The 15,056-nt window shown below is 63.9% G+C and carries 14 protein-coding genes; 8 read left to right on the top strand and 6 right to left on the bottom strand.

Annotated elements, in window-relative coordinates:
• Position 1: 1 nt before the first annotated feature.
• Positions 2–1,078 (bottom strand): AI-2E family transporter, encoded by a 1,077-nt coding sequence (locus VGL01_RS06065; protein WP_331567946.1) that lies wholly within the window; start codon positions 1,076–1,078, stop codon positions 2–4.
• Between the two features lie 113 nt (positions 1,079–1,191).
• Here VGL01_RS06065 and purM point away from each other — a divergent pair, with 113 nt between their 5' ends.
• Positions 1,192–2,259, top strand: coding sequence for a phosphoribosylformylglycinamidine cyclo-ligase (gene purM, locus VGL01_RS06060; protein ID WP_331567945.1), 1,068 nt, complete (start codon positions 1,192–1,194; stop codon positions 2,257–2,259).
• 91 nt (positions 2,260–2,350) lie between these two features.
• Here purM and miaA read toward each other — a convergent pair whose 3' ends face one another.
• Together miaA and mutL are read right to left on the bottom strand one after the other, a co-directional pair.
• Positions 2,351–3,295, bottom strand: coding sequence for a tRNA (adenosine(37)-N6)-dimethylallyltransferase MiaA (gene miaA, locus VGL01_RS06055; protein WP_331567944.1), 945 nt, complete (start codon positions 3,293–3,295; stop codon positions 2,351–2,353).
• Between the two features lie 10 nt (positions 3,296–3,305).
• A complete protein-coding gene (mutL, locus tag VGL01_RS06050) occupies positions 3,306–5,273 on the bottom strand; it encodes a DNA mismatch repair endonuclease MutL (RefSeq protein ID WP_331567943.1) in 1,968 nt (655 codons plus the stop codon).
• Positions 5,274–5,419: 146 nt separating this feature from the next.
• On the opposite strand from mutL, the gene VGL01_RS06045 reads away from it, so the two are divergent.
• Together VGL01_RS06045 and VGL01_RS06040 are read left to right on the top strand one after the other, a co-directional pair.
• The gene (locus VGL01_RS06045; RefSeq protein ID WP_331567942.1) at positions 5,420–6,115 is read left to right on the top strand and encodes a DedA family protein; all 696 of its coding nucleotides are present in this window, start codon (positions 5,420–5,422) and stop codon (positions 6,113–6,115) included.
• Positions 6,116–6,202: 87 nt separating this feature from the next.
• Positions 6,203–7,930: a SulP family inorganic anion transporter gene (locus VGL01_RS06040; protein ID WP_331568001.1), complete on the top strand. Its 1,728-nt coding sequence runs from the start codon at positions 6,203–6,205 to the stop codon at positions 7,928–7,930.
• A gap of 7 nt (positions 7,931–7,937) precedes the next feature.
• Here the strand turns inward: VGL01_RS06040 and icmH are convergent, their stop codons facing one another.
• The 3 genes from icmH to tssJ all read right to left on the bottom strand — a co-directional run bounded on the left by icmH (position 7,938) and on the right by tssJ (position 10,763).
• Positions 7,938–8,717 carry a type IVB secretion system protein IcmH/DotU gene (gene icmH, locus VGL01_RS06035; RefSeq protein WP_331567941.1) on the bottom strand — a complete coding sequence of 260 codons (780 nt, stop codon included), beginning with the start codon at positions 8,715–8,717 and terminating at the stop codon, positions 7,938–7,940.
• Entirely contained in the window at positions 8,714–10,060 is a 1,347-nt protein-coding gene (gene tssK / locus VGL01_RS06030; RefSeq protein ID WP_331567940.1) for a type VI secretion system baseplate subunit TssK, read from the bottom strand. The genes icmH and tssK overlap by 4 nt, the downstream gene beginning before the upstream one ends.
• Before the next feature lie 88 nt (positions 10,061–10,148).
• Positions 10,149–10,763, bottom strand: coding sequence for a type VI secretion system lipoprotein TssJ (gene tssJ / locus VGL01_RS06025; RefSeq protein ID WP_331567939.1), 615 nt, complete (start codon positions 10,761–10,763; stop codon positions 10,149–10,151).
• A 348-nt stretch (positions 10,764–11,111) separates the two neighbouring features.
• Here tssJ and VGL01_RS06020 point away from each other — a divergent pair, with 348 nt between their 5' ends.
• The 5 genes from VGL01_RS06020 (at position 11,112) to tssE (ending at position 15,023) form a co-directional block, all read left to right on the top strand.
• Complete coding sequence (locus VGL01_RS06020) at positions 11,112–11,765, top strand: tetratricopeptide repeat protein (RefSeq protein ID WP_331567938.1); 654 nt, start codon at positions 11,112–11,114, stop codon at positions 11,763–11,765.
• 36 nt (positions 11,766–11,801) lie between these two features.
• Positions 11,802–12,338 carry a type VI secretion system contractile sheath small subunit gene (gene tssB, locus VGL01_RS06015; protein ID WP_331567937.1) on the top strand — a complete coding sequence of 179 codons (537 nt, stop codon included), beginning with the start codon at positions 11,802–11,804 and terminating at the stop codon, positions 12,336–12,338.
• 17 nt (positions 12,339–12,355) lie between these two features.
• Positions 12,356–13,846: a type VI secretion system contractile sheath large subunit gene (gene tssC / locus VGL01_RS06010; protein WP_331567936.1), complete on the top strand. Its 1,491-nt coding sequence runs from the start codon at positions 12,356–12,358 to the stop codon at positions 13,844–13,846.
• A gap of 82 nt (positions 13,847–13,928) precedes the next feature.
• Entirely contained in the window at positions 13,929–14,432 is a 504-nt protein-coding gene (locus tag VGL01_RS06005) for a type VI secretion system tube protein Hcp (RefSeq protein ID WP_331567935.1), read from the top strand.
• Positions 14,433–14,516: 84 nt separating this feature from the next.
• The gene (gene tssE, locus VGL01_RS06000; protein WP_331567934.1) at positions 14,517–15,023 is read left to right on the top strand and encodes a type VI secretion system baseplate subunit TssE; all 507 of its coding nucleotides are present in this window, start codon (positions 14,517–14,519) and stop codon (positions 15,021–15,023) included.
• Positions 15,024–15,056 lie beyond the last annotated feature (33 nt).

The raw sequence follows: 15,056 nt of genomic DNA, 5'->3' as shown, positions 1-15,056 counted from the left end.
GTCAGTTCTTGTAAAGCCCGCTTGCCAGGTAGCCGCGGCGCACTTCGCGCAGCGCAGTCGAGAGGATGGCACTGACGGGCAGGGCGAGCAGCACCCCGAAAAAGCCGAACAACTGGCCGAATGCGAGCAGCGCGAAGATCACGGCGAGCGGATGCAGGCCGATGCGCTCGCCGACGAGCCGCGGCGTCAGAATGAAGCTTTCGAGAATCTGGCCGATGCCGTAGACGACGGCCACCGCCGCGAAGCCGTACCAGTCGCCGAACTGCAGCAGCGCGGCGAGCAGCGCGAGGATGAGCCCTGTCGCGAAGCCCACGTAGGGAATGAAGACGGCAAGGCCGGTGAATACGCCGACCGGCAGCGCGATTTCGAAGCGGGCGACGCTGAGCGCGGCGGCGTAATAGATGGCGAGGATGCCCATCACGAGCAACTGGCCGCGCAGATATTGCGAAAGCGTGCCGTCCATCTCGATGACGAGCTCGGTGGTTTTCGCGAGCCAGCGCCGCGGCACGAACGAGGCGACGCGCGCAAGCATCATGTTCCAGTCGTACAGCAGGTAAAAGAGCACGAGCGGCACCATGACGAGGTCGCCCACCACCGTGATCATCACGTTGCTGCTGGTGCGCACCGATTTCCAGACCGCCAGCGCGACGGCCTGCGCGCTGCCTTCGATCTGACCTGTCAGCATGTCGCGCAGGCTCGAGAAATCGAAGACGTCGCCAAAGCCGAGGAACGCGAGTTTCGGCTGAGCCCAATCGTGCAGCCGCGCGATGAGCCCCGGGATCTGCTGTTGCAGTTGCGGGCCTTCGCGCCGCACGACGGCGAACACGAGCAGCACCAGCAGCGTCACGAGCAGCGCGAAAAACAGCATCATCACGAGCGCGGCGAGCCCGCGCGGCACGCGCTTGCGCACGAGCCATCCCACTCCGGGTTGCAGGATGTAGGCGAGGATCGCGCCGAGCAAAAACGGGGTGAGCACGGGGCGCAGCAGCCACAGGAGCATGCCGAGGCCGAGTGCGACGGCACCCCAGAAAAGGGCCTGGCGCTGATAAGGCGTGAGAAGCGGAGAGTTCTGCGACAAAAGCGTTTCCTGGTGGGTCGGCGAGCGGTTCGGGACGGCCTGCCGACGAGTAGCACGGAATCGAAGCCGACATCAGTTAAAATCGCATTTTACCGACCTTCTCGCACTCCCCCATGAATCAACCGAAATCGGCTCCGGATGGGCAGCATCCGGCTCAGGGTCTGTCGTACCGCGATGCGGGCGTCGATATCGACGCGGGCGACGCGCTCGTCGACGCAATCAAGCCGTTTGCGAAGAGGACGCTGCGCGACGGCGTGCTGGGCGGCATCGGCGGTTTCGGCGCGCTTTTCGAGGTGCCGAAGAAATACCGCGAGCCCGTGCTCGTATCCGGCACGGACGGCGTCGGAACGAAGCTCAAGCTCGCGTTTCATCTGAACAAGCACGACACGGTCGGTCAGGATCTCGTCGCGATGAGCGTCAACGACATCCTCGTGCAAGGCGCCGAGCCGCTTTTCTTCCTCGATTACTTCGCCTGCGGCAAGCTCGATGTGGGCACCGCGGCCACGGTCGTGAAGGGTATCGCCCAGGGCTGCGAGCTTGCGGGCTGTGCGCTGATCGGCGGCGAGACTGCTGAAATGCCGGGCATGTACCCCGATGGCGAATACGATCTGGCCGGTTTTGCGGTCGGCGCGGTCGAAAAGAGCAAGATCATCGACGGCAGCACGATCGCCGCGGGCGACGTGGTGCTCGGGCTCGCGTCGAGCGGGATTCATTCCAACGGGTTTTCGCTCGTGCGCAAGATCATCGAGCGCGCCAACCCTGATCTTTCGGCGGATTTTCATGGCCGCTCGCTGGCCGACACGTTGATGGCGCCCACGCGCATCTACGTCAAGCCGCTGCTCGCGTTGATGCAGAACATCGCGGTCAAAGGCATGGCGCACATCACGGGCGGCGGTCTCGTCGAGAACATTCCGCGCGTGCTCGGCGAGCACCTGACGGCTGAACTTCGCAACGGCGCGTGGCCGATGCCGCCGCTCTTTTCGTGGTTGCAGCAGCACGGGGGCGTGGCCGATGCGGAAATGCATCGCGTCTTCAATTGCGGGATCGGCATGGCCGTCATCGTGGCGGCGGCGGACGCCGACGAGGCGATCCGACAGCTCGGCGCAGCCGGCGAAGCCGTCTGGAAAATCGGCGTCGTGCGTGCGCGGGCCGAAGGCGAAGCGCAGACGATCGTCGTGTAAAGGGCTCGCAAGCGCCGTCGTTCGCGTTCGCGCGACGGGCGGGCCGCATCGAAAAAGCCGCTCGGCCTATGCTCGAGCGGTTTTTTTTCGCTCAGCGCGTATCGAGCGCGCGTTCTATCGCTTCGACGGCGTCGTGCGTGGCCGAGTCCGCGCAGCAATCGATGACGATGCGCTCCGTCATCGCGCGCAGCCAGGTCAGTTGCCGTTTGCACAACTGCCGTGTCGCAAAGATCGCTTTGTCGCGCATCGTGACCGAATCGATCGTTCCATCGAGGTATTCCCAGGCCTGCCGGTAGCCGACGCAGCGCATCGAAGGCATCGACGGATCGAGATCTCCGCGCGCGCGCAACGCGGCCACTTCATCGATGAATCCGGCCGCCAGCATCGCATCGAAGCGCCGCGCGATGCGCGCATGGAGCGCGCCGCGGTCCGACGGCTCCAGCGCGATCGGCACGAACCGGTACGGCGACGCTTCGCGGCTTCCCGCCGCCGAGGCGAGCAGTGTCGACATCGGCTGTCCCGCAACGAGATAGATCTCCAGTGCGCGCTGAATCCGCTGCGCATCGTTCGGCGCGAGCCTTGCGGCCGTGACGGGGTCGACCGCGGCAAGCCGGGCATGCAAAGCCGGCCAGCCCGCGCGGGCAGCCTGCGCTTCGAGCTCTGCCCGGATGTCCGCGTCGGCGGCGGGCAGGTCGTCGAGGCCGTGCGCCAGCGCCCGGTAATAGAGCATCGTGCCGCCGACGAAGAGCGGAATGTGGCCGCGCGAGCGAATCTCGTCGATCAGCCGCAATGCGTCGGCGCGAAATTCGGCGGCCGAATAACTGGCGGTAGGCTCGACGATGTCGATCAGATGATGGGGTACCGCCGCGCGTTCGGCCGGTGTCGGTTTGGCGGTGCCGATATCGAGCGTGCGATAGACCAGCGCGGAATCCACGCTGACGATCTCGATCGGCAGCCGCTCGGCGCAAGCGAGCGCGGCGGCGGTCTTGCCCGATGCCGTCGGGCCGAGCAGGCAGGCAATGGCAGGCCGATTCATGCCGTCTCGCTCACTGCCCGCGCATGAAGAGGCGATCGAGATCGGCGAGCGAAAGCTGGTACCAGGTGGGGCGCCCGTGATTGCATTGGTCGGCGCGTTCGGTCGCCTCCATCTGGCGCAACAGCGCGTTCATCTCGTCGAGCGTCAGGCGCCGGTTCGCACGCACCGCGTGATGGCAGGCGAGCGTGCCAAGCAGCTCGTGCTGCCGCTCAGTCAGTACGCGCGAGCCGCCGTAGGCCTGCAGGTCGGCGAGCACGGCACGCGCAAGGGCCGGCAAATCCGCGTCTTTCAGCAGCGCCGGTACCGCGCGAATGGCGAGTGTGGTGGGGGAGAGCGCCGCGAGGTCGAAGCCGAGCGCATCGAGCGTCTCGCGTTCTTCCTCGACCGTGCCGATTTCGACGGCGTCCGCGGGCATCGAGATCGGCAACAGGAGCGGCTGCACCGCGATCGCACGCTCGGTGAGCGCGCGCTTGAATTGCTCGTAAAGGATGCGCTCGTGAGCTGCATGCATGTCGACGATCACGAGGCCACGCGCATTCTGCGCGAGCACATAGATGCCGTGGATCTGGCCCAGCGCATAGCCGAGCGGATGGTCGTCGTCCGTTCCGGGTGCGCCGGCATGCGTGGTATAGAGCGGCTCGGCACTGTCGCGGGCTTCGAGCATGCCGCCGACGGCGTGCGTGGCCCCATCGGCGCCGCCGGCTTCGATGTCCTTGCGCCCGAACAACGCATCGTAGAGGGCCAACGGCTGCGCGACCGGCAGCCTGCCCTGCGTCATGCGCGCATCGCGCATCCAGGTCGTGCCCGAGCGGACCGTGGCCGATGGCGTCGCGCCAACCGGTGCCGATGGCGCGAGTCCGCCGGAGCCCGGCCAATTCGACCCCTGCTGCGGCTCGGCCGCGAGGTGAGTGGCGTGTCCGCCGGCCGTGGTTTCCGGCGAGGCGCCCGCTTCCCGCGCCAGCGCTCGCTGCAGCGCGTGAAAGACGAACTGGTGCACGGCGCGGGAATCGCGAAAGCGCACCTCGATCTTCGAGGGATGCACGTTCACATCGACCGCTTCGGGCGGCAGATCGAGAAAGAGCACATAAGACGGATAGCGATCGCCATGCAGCACGTCCTCGTAGGCTGCGCGCACGGCGTGCGTGAGCAGCTTGTCGCGCACGAAGCGGCCGTTGACGAAAAAGTACTGCTGATCGGCGCGGCCGCGGCTTGCGGTCGGCAGTCCGGCGCAGCCGTAGAGCGCGAGCGGTCCGGCCTGCTCGTCGAGCGGCAGGTGCGCGAGCGCGAAGCCTTCGCCGAGAATCTTCGCGACACGCTGGGCCGGCTCGCTCGCGTTCCAGTGTTCGAGCGCGCGCCCGTTGTGAAGCACCGAAATCGCCACGTCGGGGCGCGCGAGGGCCGCGCGACGGATCATTTCGATGCAGTGGCCGAGTTCGGTCTGCTCGCTTTTCAGGAACTTCCGGCGCGCCGGCGTGTTGAAGTAAAGCTCGCGGATTTCGATGGTGGTGCCAACGGCGCCGGCCGCGGGCGACAATGCGCCCGTTTGAGCGTCGATACGCGTGGCGTGCGGTGCGTCCGCGGTGCGGCTCGTAATGAACGTTTCGGCGACCGAGGCGATCGAAGCGAGCGCCTCGCCGCGAAAACCGAGCGTCGCCACGGCTTCGAGTTCGGCGAGCGATCGAATCTTACTCGTCGCATGACGCATCAACGCGAGCGGCAATTCGGCCGCCGGAATGCCGCAGCCGTCGTCGGCGATCGAAATCCGCTTTACGCCGCCCGCGTCCAGCACGATGCGCAGCGTTTTCGCACCGGCATCGAGCGCATTCTCCAGCAGCTCTTTGACGACGGAGGCCGGCCGCTCGACCACTTCACCGGCCGCAATCTGGCTGATCAACTGGTCGGGCAGCGGGGCGATCGCGCGCAGGGAGCGGGCGGGCGTGCTGTCGGCGCGCGTGGGCGGTTCGGGGAATTCGGACATGCCGCGATTATAGCGATTGGCGCCATGCCGGTCCGGGCGGCGCATCCGGGCGATGCGCTGTTTCGATGATGGGCGCGGCACTTTCGGTATCATGGCGCGAGCGCTTTGCCGCCTGCGCTGTCGCGCGCGGAATTTTTCTCAAAGGGATGCATTTGGATACGCTGCTTCATTTCGTCGGCCTGGTGCTGCACATCGACGCGTTTCTTGGCGACTTCGTCAATCAATACGGCGCGTGGGTGTACGCCGTGCTGTTTTTCATCGTCTTCTGCGAGACCGGGCTCGTGATCCTGCCGTTCCTGCCGGGCGACTCGCTGCTTTTCATCGGCGGGGCGTTTTGCGCGACGGGCGAGATGAACCTCACCTGGCTCATCCTGCTGCTACTGACGGCGGCCGTCGGAGGCAATAGTCTGAACTACGCGATCGGCCGTGCGATCGGGCCGGCCGTGTTCAATACGCGTATTCGCTATCTCGAGCGCTTTCTCGATCGCGCGGCGCTGCAAAAGACGCACGATTTCTACGAGCGGCATGGCGGCAAGACAATCGTGCTGGCGCGCTTCGTGCCTGTCGTACGCACGTTTGCGCCGTTCGTCGCCGGCGTGTCCGGTATGAGCGTTTCTCGCTTTCAGTTCTTCAACGTGGCGGGCGCCTTGAGCTGGGTACTGCTGCTCGTGCTCGCCGGGTACTTCTTCGGCAATATCCCGTTTATCCGCCAGTACCTGAATATCATCGTGCTCGTGGGGATCGGCGCCGCGATCGTGCCGCTTGCACTCGCGGCGCTTTGGAAGGTGTGGCGCAAGAAGACCGCAGGCCCGGTCGTGCACAAGCAAAGCGGACGTCCTTGAGCGGCGTCGATGCGGGCAAGGCCGTGTGACGGTTCGTCAACGAGAGCCAAGAGCTAAAGCAAAAAGGCGTCGCACGCCTTGCCGACCATGACCATCGATACCGGCCACGCCGCCGCGGCGCATCTTCAGGACCCGAGCCATTACGCGAGCCCCGAAGCCGCGCCGCCGCGTTCCCTGCGGCTCGCCAAAGACGCGCTCGCGGGCGTGTCGATCGCCGGTCTGCTACTGCCCGAAGCCGTTGCTTATGCGGGCCTCGCCAATCTGCCTCCGCAGGCGGGCGTGGTCGCGCTGCTCGTTGGGCTGCTCGTCTATGCCGCGCTCGGCAGCAGCCGGTTCGCGATCGTCTCGGCGACGTCGTCGTCGGCCGCCGTACTCGCAGCGACGGTGAGTGCCGTGCCGGGCGCCCGTCTCGCAGCTGCCGCCGCGCTCGTCGCGGCCGCGGGCGGCCTTTTCCTGCTGGCTGGCGTCGCGCGCTTGGGCGGCGTGTCGGATTTCATCGCCAAGCCGGTGCTGCGCGGATTCGCCTTCGGCCTCGCGTTGACCATCACCCTGAAGCAGATTTCCAGCATCGTCGGCGTGAAGTCGCGATTCCCGGATGCGCCTCGCATCGCCTACGACCTCCTGGTTCAGGCGCCGCAATGGAATCTGCATAGCGTCGGCGTCGGAGCCGTTGCGCTCGCCATTCTCTTCGCGCTCGGTCGCCGCGCGCGGATCCCGGCCACACTCGTCGTCATCGTGCTCGGCATCGGGGCCGGCTACTGGATCGACTGGCATCGCTGGGGTATTCCGATCGTCGGCGATATCGATTTGCGCAACGTGCATTTCGGGCTGCCCGCCTTTCAGCGCACCGAATGGCTCGAAACGGTGGAGCTCGCCTTTGCGCTGATGCTGATTCTTTACGCGGAGTCCTATGGCTCGATCCGCACGTTTGCACTCAAGCATGGCGATAGCGTTTCGGCGAACCGCGACCTGCTTGCGCTCGGGGCGGCGAATGTCGCGTCGGGTCTGCTGCAGGGTATGCCGGTCGGTGCAGGCTACTCCGCCACCTCGGCAAACGAGGCGGCGGGGGCGCAAACGCGTCTGGCCGGGCTCGCCGCGGTATGCGTGATCGCGCTCATCGTGTCGTTCCTGTTGCCGCAGCTCGCGCGCACGCCCGAGCCGGTGCTCGCCGCCATCGTGATCTACGCGGTGAGCCATTCGATCGATCCTGCCGTGTTCCGGCCTTATTGGGTCTGGCAGCGGGATCGTTTGCTCGCGATGGCCGCGCTGGCGGCCGTGCTCGTGTTCGGCGTGTTGCACGGGCTGCTCGCGGCGATCGCGGTGAGCCTGTTCCTGACGTTGCGCAGCTTGTCGATGCCGGTGGTGAGCGTGCTGGGCCGCCTGCGCGGGAGCCATGACTTCGTCGATATTGCCGCGCACGCCGACGCGCGACCGATCGATGGCATCGTGATCGTGCGCCCGGAAGTGCCGCTTTTCTTCGCCAACGTCGAACGTGTGCTCAGCGAGACGCGCGCTCGTGTCGGGGCCTACGTGCCGACGCCGCATACTGTGATGTTGAGCCTGGAGGAGTCGCCCGACGTCGACAGCACCTCGATCGAGGCCTTGCGCATCTTTGCCGCCGAGTTGCGCTCGCGCGCTCAGACGCTCGTGTTGGCTCGTTTGAAACCCAGGGCATTGGCGGCGCTCGGGCGCGCCGTCGATGAAACGCTGCCCGCGCAAGCATTGCGCGAGCTCAGCGTCGATGAATGCGTGCAATCGGTACTCGACGGGCTCGGCGCACCCGCGAACGGCAACCCGTCCGCGAGCGGCGACTGAGCGCCGATCAAGGCAGCGAGATCGTCAGATTGGCCGATTCGGCCTCAGGCTTGACGAGCTGCGAGTAAGGCGCAAGCGTATGGAGCGTGGAATCGCGCAAATACGTATGGAGTCCGAAATACGCACCGAGCGCGACGAGCGCGAATACGGCGCCGATGGTCCACAGCGGCACCTCATGCTTGAGCCGGTGCGCGATCTGATCGGGCAGCGGCCAGTGCGGCGCGAACGACGCGCGCTTGCCCTTCATGTGGGCAATTTCGTCGCCGAGCCGGGCGCTCAGGTAGGCGAGCTTTTCCGGCCCTTCGAGCAAATATTTGCCTTGAAAGCCGAGCAGCAGACACATGTGGAATACTTCGAGCGACTGTAGGCGGGCGACGCCCTGCGCGCGGCACGCTTCGAGGTGATCGAAGAACTTTTCGCCCGCGAGCTGCTCGCCGAAGAGCACGAGCTGCAAAGGACGACGCTCCCAATCCGCACGAATCTTGAATGAAGAGGCGAGCACCGCTTCGTCGATCGCCGCGCAAAACGCGAATTTGGCCGCGTAGACATCGTCGGCGGGTGCATTGAGCTTTTTCGCGCCGCGCTCGAAATCCGCGAGAAACGACTGCACGCGCGAGCTGAACTCTGTCGCGTCGCCTGGCTCGCGCCCTTGCTTGAGCAGAAACAGCATGAAAAAGCCGTCATAGAGCAAATCGCGCAGCGAGCGCGCCTGGGCGCCGGTCTCGGTGCTCGACGCGGACGTCGCCGGCGGTGCGCTGCCGCCGAAAAGGGAAGGGACTTCGGTCACGATGTCACCGCAATGAGTTCGAGTTTGAGATCGTTGATGCCCGACGGCGTATAGATCATCGCCGACTGTGCCTGCAGCATGCGCTCGTATAGCGTGCCCCGCGCGTCCAGCGAGAAGTAGCATGCACCGGGGCGTACCGGCACGGCGGGCGGCACTTGCGGCGTGTAGACGAGCTTCACGCCGGGCATCGCGGAGAGCACGAGCTTATCGACGTCGTCAGGCGCGCCGACCTTGAAGCGCGCGGGGACGGCCTCGACGAGTTCGACAGGTGCCATGTCCGCCGAGACGGCGATGAAGAAGGTGGTCTTCTCGTCGATCTTGCCCGAATCGAGCCGGCCGATATGAAACGAAGGGCGGACCTCTTCGAGCGCGATCGCGAAATGGCGCGTCGAAATCACGGTCTCGAGCAAGTCGCGCACGATGGTGTCGAGCGTCTCGAACGCGGGCCCCGGATCGTCATGTCGATACGCGGGCAGATCGGTGAGCGAATAGCGTTTGGAAAACGTCATCAATTGACCGGCAAGTCGCAGCAGCTCCTGAAAGAGCCGCTCCGGGTGCAGCGATGCGTGCTGCAGCAAGTGCACGAGCGATGCAACCGCCGCATTCGCGGTATGCAGCAGCCAGAACGAGGCGATGTCGCCCGAGCGGAACTCGATGATGTTCTTCGTCGGCTCGCGATGAAACCCGTAAAGCGCGCTCACCTTCGCTTGCAGTGCATCGATGAGCTGACGCAAGCACTGGTGCAGCACGGGCGATGCTTCGATGGCAAGCGTCGGCGGCACGAAGGTCTCGTCGAGCTCGAAGCCCGAAGCCGCCGTGCGCTTCACGCGCGCGATCGGCACCGCGATCAGTTGAGCGCGCGGTTCGTTGTGGCCGATCAGTTTGACGCGCGTCTTGAGGAACGTGAGATTGGCCGTGGCCGCATCGGTGAACTGGTCGGCTACCGGCAACTGCTTGCTCGCGTAGCGCGACCCGAAGCCGCCGTTCGTTTCGCCGGAATCGTGGTTGCCCGTGTCGCGCAACGGATGCAGCGCGAGATAGAAGACGAACTCGCTGACGCCGTCGGGCAGCGTATCGAGCGAGATCGATTCGGGCAACTCGTCTGCCTGCGGGGCCGTATAAAGCGTGCCGTCCGGGAAGATGAGCGAGAGCTCCGCGATTCGCAACGACTTGTTGTTGAGCGAATCGGGATCGAAGCGCACCGAGCGTACGCCCCAGTTGTACGGTTGAATGGCGCGTATCGATTCGAAAACGCGCGCCTCGTGATAAGCGTCCTGTTGCTGGAAATGCTGAGGCCTGAGAAAAAGGCCTTCTCCCCAAAGCAATTTCGCCGAATAACTCATCTCGAATCCGCAAGGAAAGTCAAAACGCCGCGCATGCGGTCATAAAAGGTGCATTCAACATGCATTGACTGCTCATTGGTGCGTGCCTTCATCCGCAAGACACCGCTGACAGCATATTCAACGCAGGCATAGGCAGACCCGGATCGGGCGGAATGACCGTGCCGTTCGCGACGGTCATCGCACAACTGTGAAGGCCGATCATTATGCCGGATTTCTCCGATTTCACCGGATCGAAGGCGAATTTCCATCGCCGCATGGCGGGATCGCGAAAGAGCGCGACGATACCGAACGCCTGCGCTTCACGCGAAACCTTCTCCACCATTTGATAGCGCTGGCCCGGAATCAGCGTCACCTCGCGCACGCCGAGCAAATCCGCGCCCAAGGCGCTTTTTTCTTTCGCGGGGTCGGTAAAGGCGTCGAAGCCGGCCTGCTGGAATGAAGTCGGATCCTTGAGTACGTATAGCCGCACGACCACGGCAAGCGGATGCCTGTCGTTGGCCGCATTCAGGTTGGGCGCGGCGGCGAGCGTCAGCGAAATGTCGCGCGGCGGTTTCTGCGAGTCGGGCACGGCGGGCTTGCCGAGGCCGGCCACCTGGAGCGCGGCCGACGCTGCGGCGCCGAGCATGGGCACACCGGCGGCGCACCCCGAGAGTGACAAGGCGACCGCAAGCGGTGCCATGGCGTGTCTGAAATATGGCCTCATCGAACTAATCCGGCCGATGCCGGTGCTCCATCCAAAGTGTGGGAAAAGCAGCCGGAACGGCGCCTGCAATCCTTTAAAACTAGAAAACGGACAAGTTTGTATAGTGGCTAATACGCCGCCCCGTCCGGCAAATTTTGCTTAATGCGGAATCAACTCAAAATAGACTCGGAAAATGTTTCCTCCCCGCCCGTGTCCGTTCCTTATTCAAAGAATTCCTACTCGACCTATATCACACGATAGAAGTTGAATTATGGAAATTTGGCCGGTACTATACGCGCGCACTCGCCGCAAAGCAAAGCTGTGGTTTCCGGGCGAATTAAATAAACCGCTAGGCGGTACCAACAAATCATGAAACAGCGACTTTCTATAAAACTTTCCGCGGCGGTGCTCGTATGCGCCGCTATCGCTGGCTGCGCGACACAGCAATCGGCTCAGCAAACCACACCCGAGGCATTCAACAAGGCGCTGGCCGATGCCGACACCGTCGCAAAAGGCGGTGACAAGGACAAAGCGATCGCGCTGTATCAACAGTTGACCAAGGCGGACCCGACACGCGAAGAGCCGTGGTCGCGCATCGCTCAAATCCAGTTCGATCAAAACCACTACGGTCAGGCGATCGTCGCCGCGCAAGAAGCCTTGCAGCGCGATTCGACCGATCGCGCGGCCAAGAGCGTACTGGCCGTGAGCGGCCTGCGCATTGCCACGCAGTCGCTCGGCGAATTGAGGCAGGACGCCGCGCTTGCGGGCGACGCGAAGAGCGACGCTCAGACGCTCGCTCACGAACTGCGCGACACGCTCGGGCAGGCAACGCTCTTCCCGGAAGAAGTCGTGCAGAAAAAGCCCGTGGCGAAGCGCCGCCGCATCGCGCGTCATCCGGCGCCGGCCGCGAAAGAAGCCGGGGCGGATGGGGCGAACGCGGCAACGACGGCGTCCAAGCCCGACGAACCCGCCGCCGCAAAGCCGGCCGGCAGCGGCGCAGATCCTTTCAGCGCGCTTCGCTGAACGGTCCGTTTGAACCAACGTTTCGGGGAGCCGTCGATGGCGAAGAAAGAAAGTATTCAAAAGCGCTTGCAAAAAGTGCGTCCGCCGCGCGTGCAACTGACCTATGAGGTCGAGCGCGGCGATGCGATCGAGGTGAAGGAGTTGCCGTTCGTCGTCGGTGTCGTTGCCGATCTGGCCGGGCAATCGGAAGTCGAGCAGCCGAAGCTGCGCGAGCGCAAGTTCGTCAATATCGATCGCGACAATTTTGACGATGTCATGAAAGGCCTGGAGCCGCGCGCGGCTTTTCAGGTCAAGAATCGATTGACCGACGCGGGTGGTTCGTTTGCGGTCGACCTGCGTTTTCGCTCGATGGCCGACTTCAGCCCGGACGAGGTCGTCAACCAGATCGAGCCGCTGCAACGCCTGCTCGACGCACGCTCGAAGCTTGCCGATCTGCGCAACAAGCTCGCCGGCAACGACAAGCTGGAAACCTTGTTGAGCGAAGTGCTCGCCAACACGCAGCAGCTGCAGACGTTGACGGGCACGGCGCGCGAGAGTGACAACGACGCGGACCAGGACAAGCAGGGCGAGTGAGCCCGAGCGGGGGTGATATGAATCAGCAAACGGCCATGGCGAGCACGGCGCTCGCGGAAACGAGCACGGCAACGTCGTTGCTCGACGAGATCGTCGAAAAAAGCAAAGTCGCGAAATCCGATTCGGAGCATGCGCGGGCAAAAGACCTCATCAGCGAGCTCGCGCACCAGGTGCTCGAAGGCACCGTCGTCGTATCGGACAATCTGTCCGCTACGCTCGACGCGCGCATTGCGGAGCTCGATCGCCTGCTCTCCGTTCAGTTGAGCGAAGTGATGCATGCGCCGGAGTTTCAGCGCATGGAAAGCACCTGGCGCGGACTCGAATACCTGTGCAAGGAGAGCAACACCGGTTCGACGATCAAGATCAAGGCGCTCCATGCGGCCAAGCGCGAGATCGTGCGCGACTTCAAGAACGCGTCGGAATTCGATCAGAGCGCGCTGTTCAAGAAGGTCTACGAGGAAGAGTTCGGCACGTTCGGCGGCGCACCGTTCGGCGCGCTGGTCGGCGACTTCGAGATCACGCGTCAGCCGGAGGACATGTACTTCATCGAGCAGATGTCGCATGTCGCCGCCGCCGCCCACGCGCCTTTCATCACCTCGGCGTCGCCCGAGATCATCGGCCTCGAATCGTTTGCCGATCTCGGCAAGCCGCGCGATCTCGGCAAAGTCTTCGATACCGTCGAATACGCGAAGTGGAAGTCGTTCCGCGAGTCCGAAGACTCGCGCTACGTCGGCCTGACGCTGCCGCGGTACCTGGGGCGCCTGCCGTTCAATCCGAAGGACGGCCTCGTTGCGGACTCGTTCAACTTCGTCGAGGACGTGGACGGCACCGATCACAACAAGTACCTCTGGTGCAACGCCGCGTGGGCCTTCGCCGCACGGCTCACGGCCGCGTTCGACGATTTCGGCTGGTGCGCCGCGATTCGCGGCGTGGAAGGCGGCGGACTCGTCGAAGATCTGCCCACGCACACGTTCAAGACGGACGACGGCGAGATCGCGCTGAAGTGTCCGACCGAAATCGCGATCACCGATCGGCGCGAAAAGGAGCTGAGCGATCTCGGGTTCATTCCGCTCGTGCATTGCAAGAATTCGGATTACGCGGCGTTCTTCGCGGCGCAGTCGGTACAACGGCCGAAAAAGTACAACACGGACAGCGCAAACGCGAATGCCGTGCTGTCCGCCCAACTGCAATACATTTTCTCGGTCTCGCGCATCGCTCACTACCTGAAGGCGATGATGCGCGACAAGATCGGCAGCTTTGCCTCGGCGCAAAACGTCGAGACGTTCCTGAACCGCTGGATCTCGCAATACGTCCTGCTCGACGACAACGCAACGCAAGAGCAAAAGGCGCAGTTTCCGTTACGCGAAGCGTCGATCCAGGTGGCCGAGATTCCCGGCAAGCCGGGCTCGTATCGCTCGGTCGCGTTCCTGCGTCCGCATTTTCAGCTCGACGAGCTGTCGATTTCGCTGCGGCTCGTCGCGGACCTGCCCAAGCCGGCAGGCGCCTGACACCTAAATCCAATTTCAATTTAACGGGCCGGGGCCGCTGCCCGGCTCGCTTTTAAACCGCCACTTCGGGAGTCGAGAAGCCATGAAAGATATGTTTTTGAAGTTCGGCAACCCTGCCATCCAAGGCGAATCCGCCGACAAGGACCACACCGGCTGGATCGAGTTGAATTCGTGGGCGCATTCGATCGTCCAGCCGCGCTCGGCAACGGCGTCGACGGCAGGCGGCCATACGGCCGAGCGCTGCGAGCATGCCGACATGACGTTCACGAAAGACATCGATGTCGTCAGTCCGCTGCTTTATCAGCACGCTTCGGGCGGCACGACGTTCGATGAAGTCACGATCGACTTCATGCGTGCGGACGGCGAGGGCAAGCGCGTCAAATACCTCGAAATCAAGCTCAAGTACGTGATCATTTCGAGCATTGCGCCGAGCGTGGTGGGCGAAGGCCTGCCGAGCGAGACGTTCTCGCTCAAGTATGCCGCCGTCCAGTGGAAGTACACGCAGCAGAAGGTGGGCGGCAACCAGGGCGGCAATGCGCAGGGCGCCTGGAGCCTCACGAAGAACGACAAGACCTACGCGGTCTGATGTTGCGAAGCGGGCGGCATGCCGGTGTCCGCACCGGTATCCGCCCGTGCCGTTCCGAGGGTAGAGCGAGGCGCGCACGTACCGATGAAGCGATTCGAACCGAGCTTGCTCGACAAGCTTTTCGACGACGATCCGCATTCGCCGGCACCGGCCGCGATGCGGCAGATGTCGCTCGACGAGCTCAAGAGCCGCGTGGCGCGCGATGTCGAGGCACTGCTCAACACGCGTATCGTGTTCACCGAAGGACAGCTCGAGAAACTCGTCGAATGCCAGCGTTCGGTCTTGACTTACGGGTTGAACGACTTCGCGGGACTGAGTCTCGCAAGCCACGCCGATCGCGGGTTCATTTGCACATCGATTCGTAACGCCATCGCGCGGCACGAGCAGCGATTGCGCGAAGTGACGGTTTCGTTGGAGTTGAACGCGCAATCGACCAATGCGCTTTACTTCGCGATCCGGGCGAAGCTCGTCGTCCACCCGGCCGAAGAGCCGGTCAGCTTCGATGCCATGCTGCAGGCGTCCACGCTGCAATACTCCGTCACCCGCTCGCGGCGCAGCACCGATGCGTCGCGCAGCCGCGTGTACGAGTGATTAGAGGCAGGCCAAGAAACGGAGCGAAGCGCC

The organism is Trinickia sp. (assembly GCF_036503415.1).
Lineage (GTDB): Bacteria > Pseudomonadota > Gammaproteobacteria > Burkholderiales > Burkholderiaceae > Trinickia.
The sequence above is the reverse complement of the archived record's forward strand: the minus strand, read 5'-3'. Positions and strand labels throughout refer to the sequence as shown.

What these genes read in the sequence shown, in the direction of transcription:
- purM (WP_331567945.1), top strand. Translation starts at nt 1,192, where the DNA reads ATGAATCAACCGAAATCGGCTCCGGATGGGCAGCATCCGGCTCAGGGT.
- miaA (WP_331567944.1), bottom strand. Translation starts at nt 3,295, where the DNA reads ATGAATCGGCCTGCCATTGCCTGCCTGCTCGGCCCGACGGCATCGGGC.
- mutL (WP_331567943.1), bottom strand. Translation starts at nt 5,273, where the DNA reads ATGTCCGAATTCCCCGAACCGCCCACGCGCGCCGACAGCACGCCCGCC.
- VGL01_RS06045 (WP_331567942.1), top strand. Translation starts at nt 5,420, where the DNA reads ATGCATTTGGATACGCTGCTTCATTTCGTCGGCCTGGTGCTGCACATC.
- VGL01_RS06040 (WP_331568001.1), top strand. Translation starts at nt 6,203, where the DNA reads ATGACCATCGATACCGGCCACGCCGCCGCGGCGCATCTTCAGGACCCG.
- tssK (WP_331567940.1), bottom strand. Translation starts at nt 10,060, where the DNA reads ATGAGTTATTCGGCGAAATTGCTTTGGGGAGAAGGCCTTTTTCTCAGG.
- tssJ (WP_331567939.1), bottom strand. Translation starts at nt 10,763, where the DNA reads ATGAGGCCATATTTCAGACACGCCATGGCACCGCTTGCGGTCGCCTTG.
- VGL01_RS06020 (WP_331567938.1), top strand. Translation starts at nt 11,112, where the DNA reads ATGAAACAGCGACTTTCTATAAAACTTTCCGCGGCGGTGCTCGTATGC.
- tssB (WP_331567937.1), top strand. Translation starts at nt 11,802, where the DNA reads ATGGCGAAGAAAGAAAGTATTCAAAAGCGCTTGCAAAAAGTGCGTCCG.
- tssC (WP_331567936.1), top strand. Translation starts at nt 12,356, where the DNA reads ATGAATCAGCAAACGGCCATGGCGAGCACGGCGCTCGCGGAAACGAGC.
- VGL01_RS06005 (WP_331567935.1), top strand. Translation starts at nt 13,929, where the DNA reads ATGAAAGATATGTTTTTGAAGTTCGGCAACCCTGCCATCCAAGGCGAA.
- tssE (WP_331567934.1), top strand. Translation starts at nt 14,517, where the DNA reads ATGAAGCGATTCGAACCGAGCTTGCTCGACAAGCTTTTCGACGACGAT.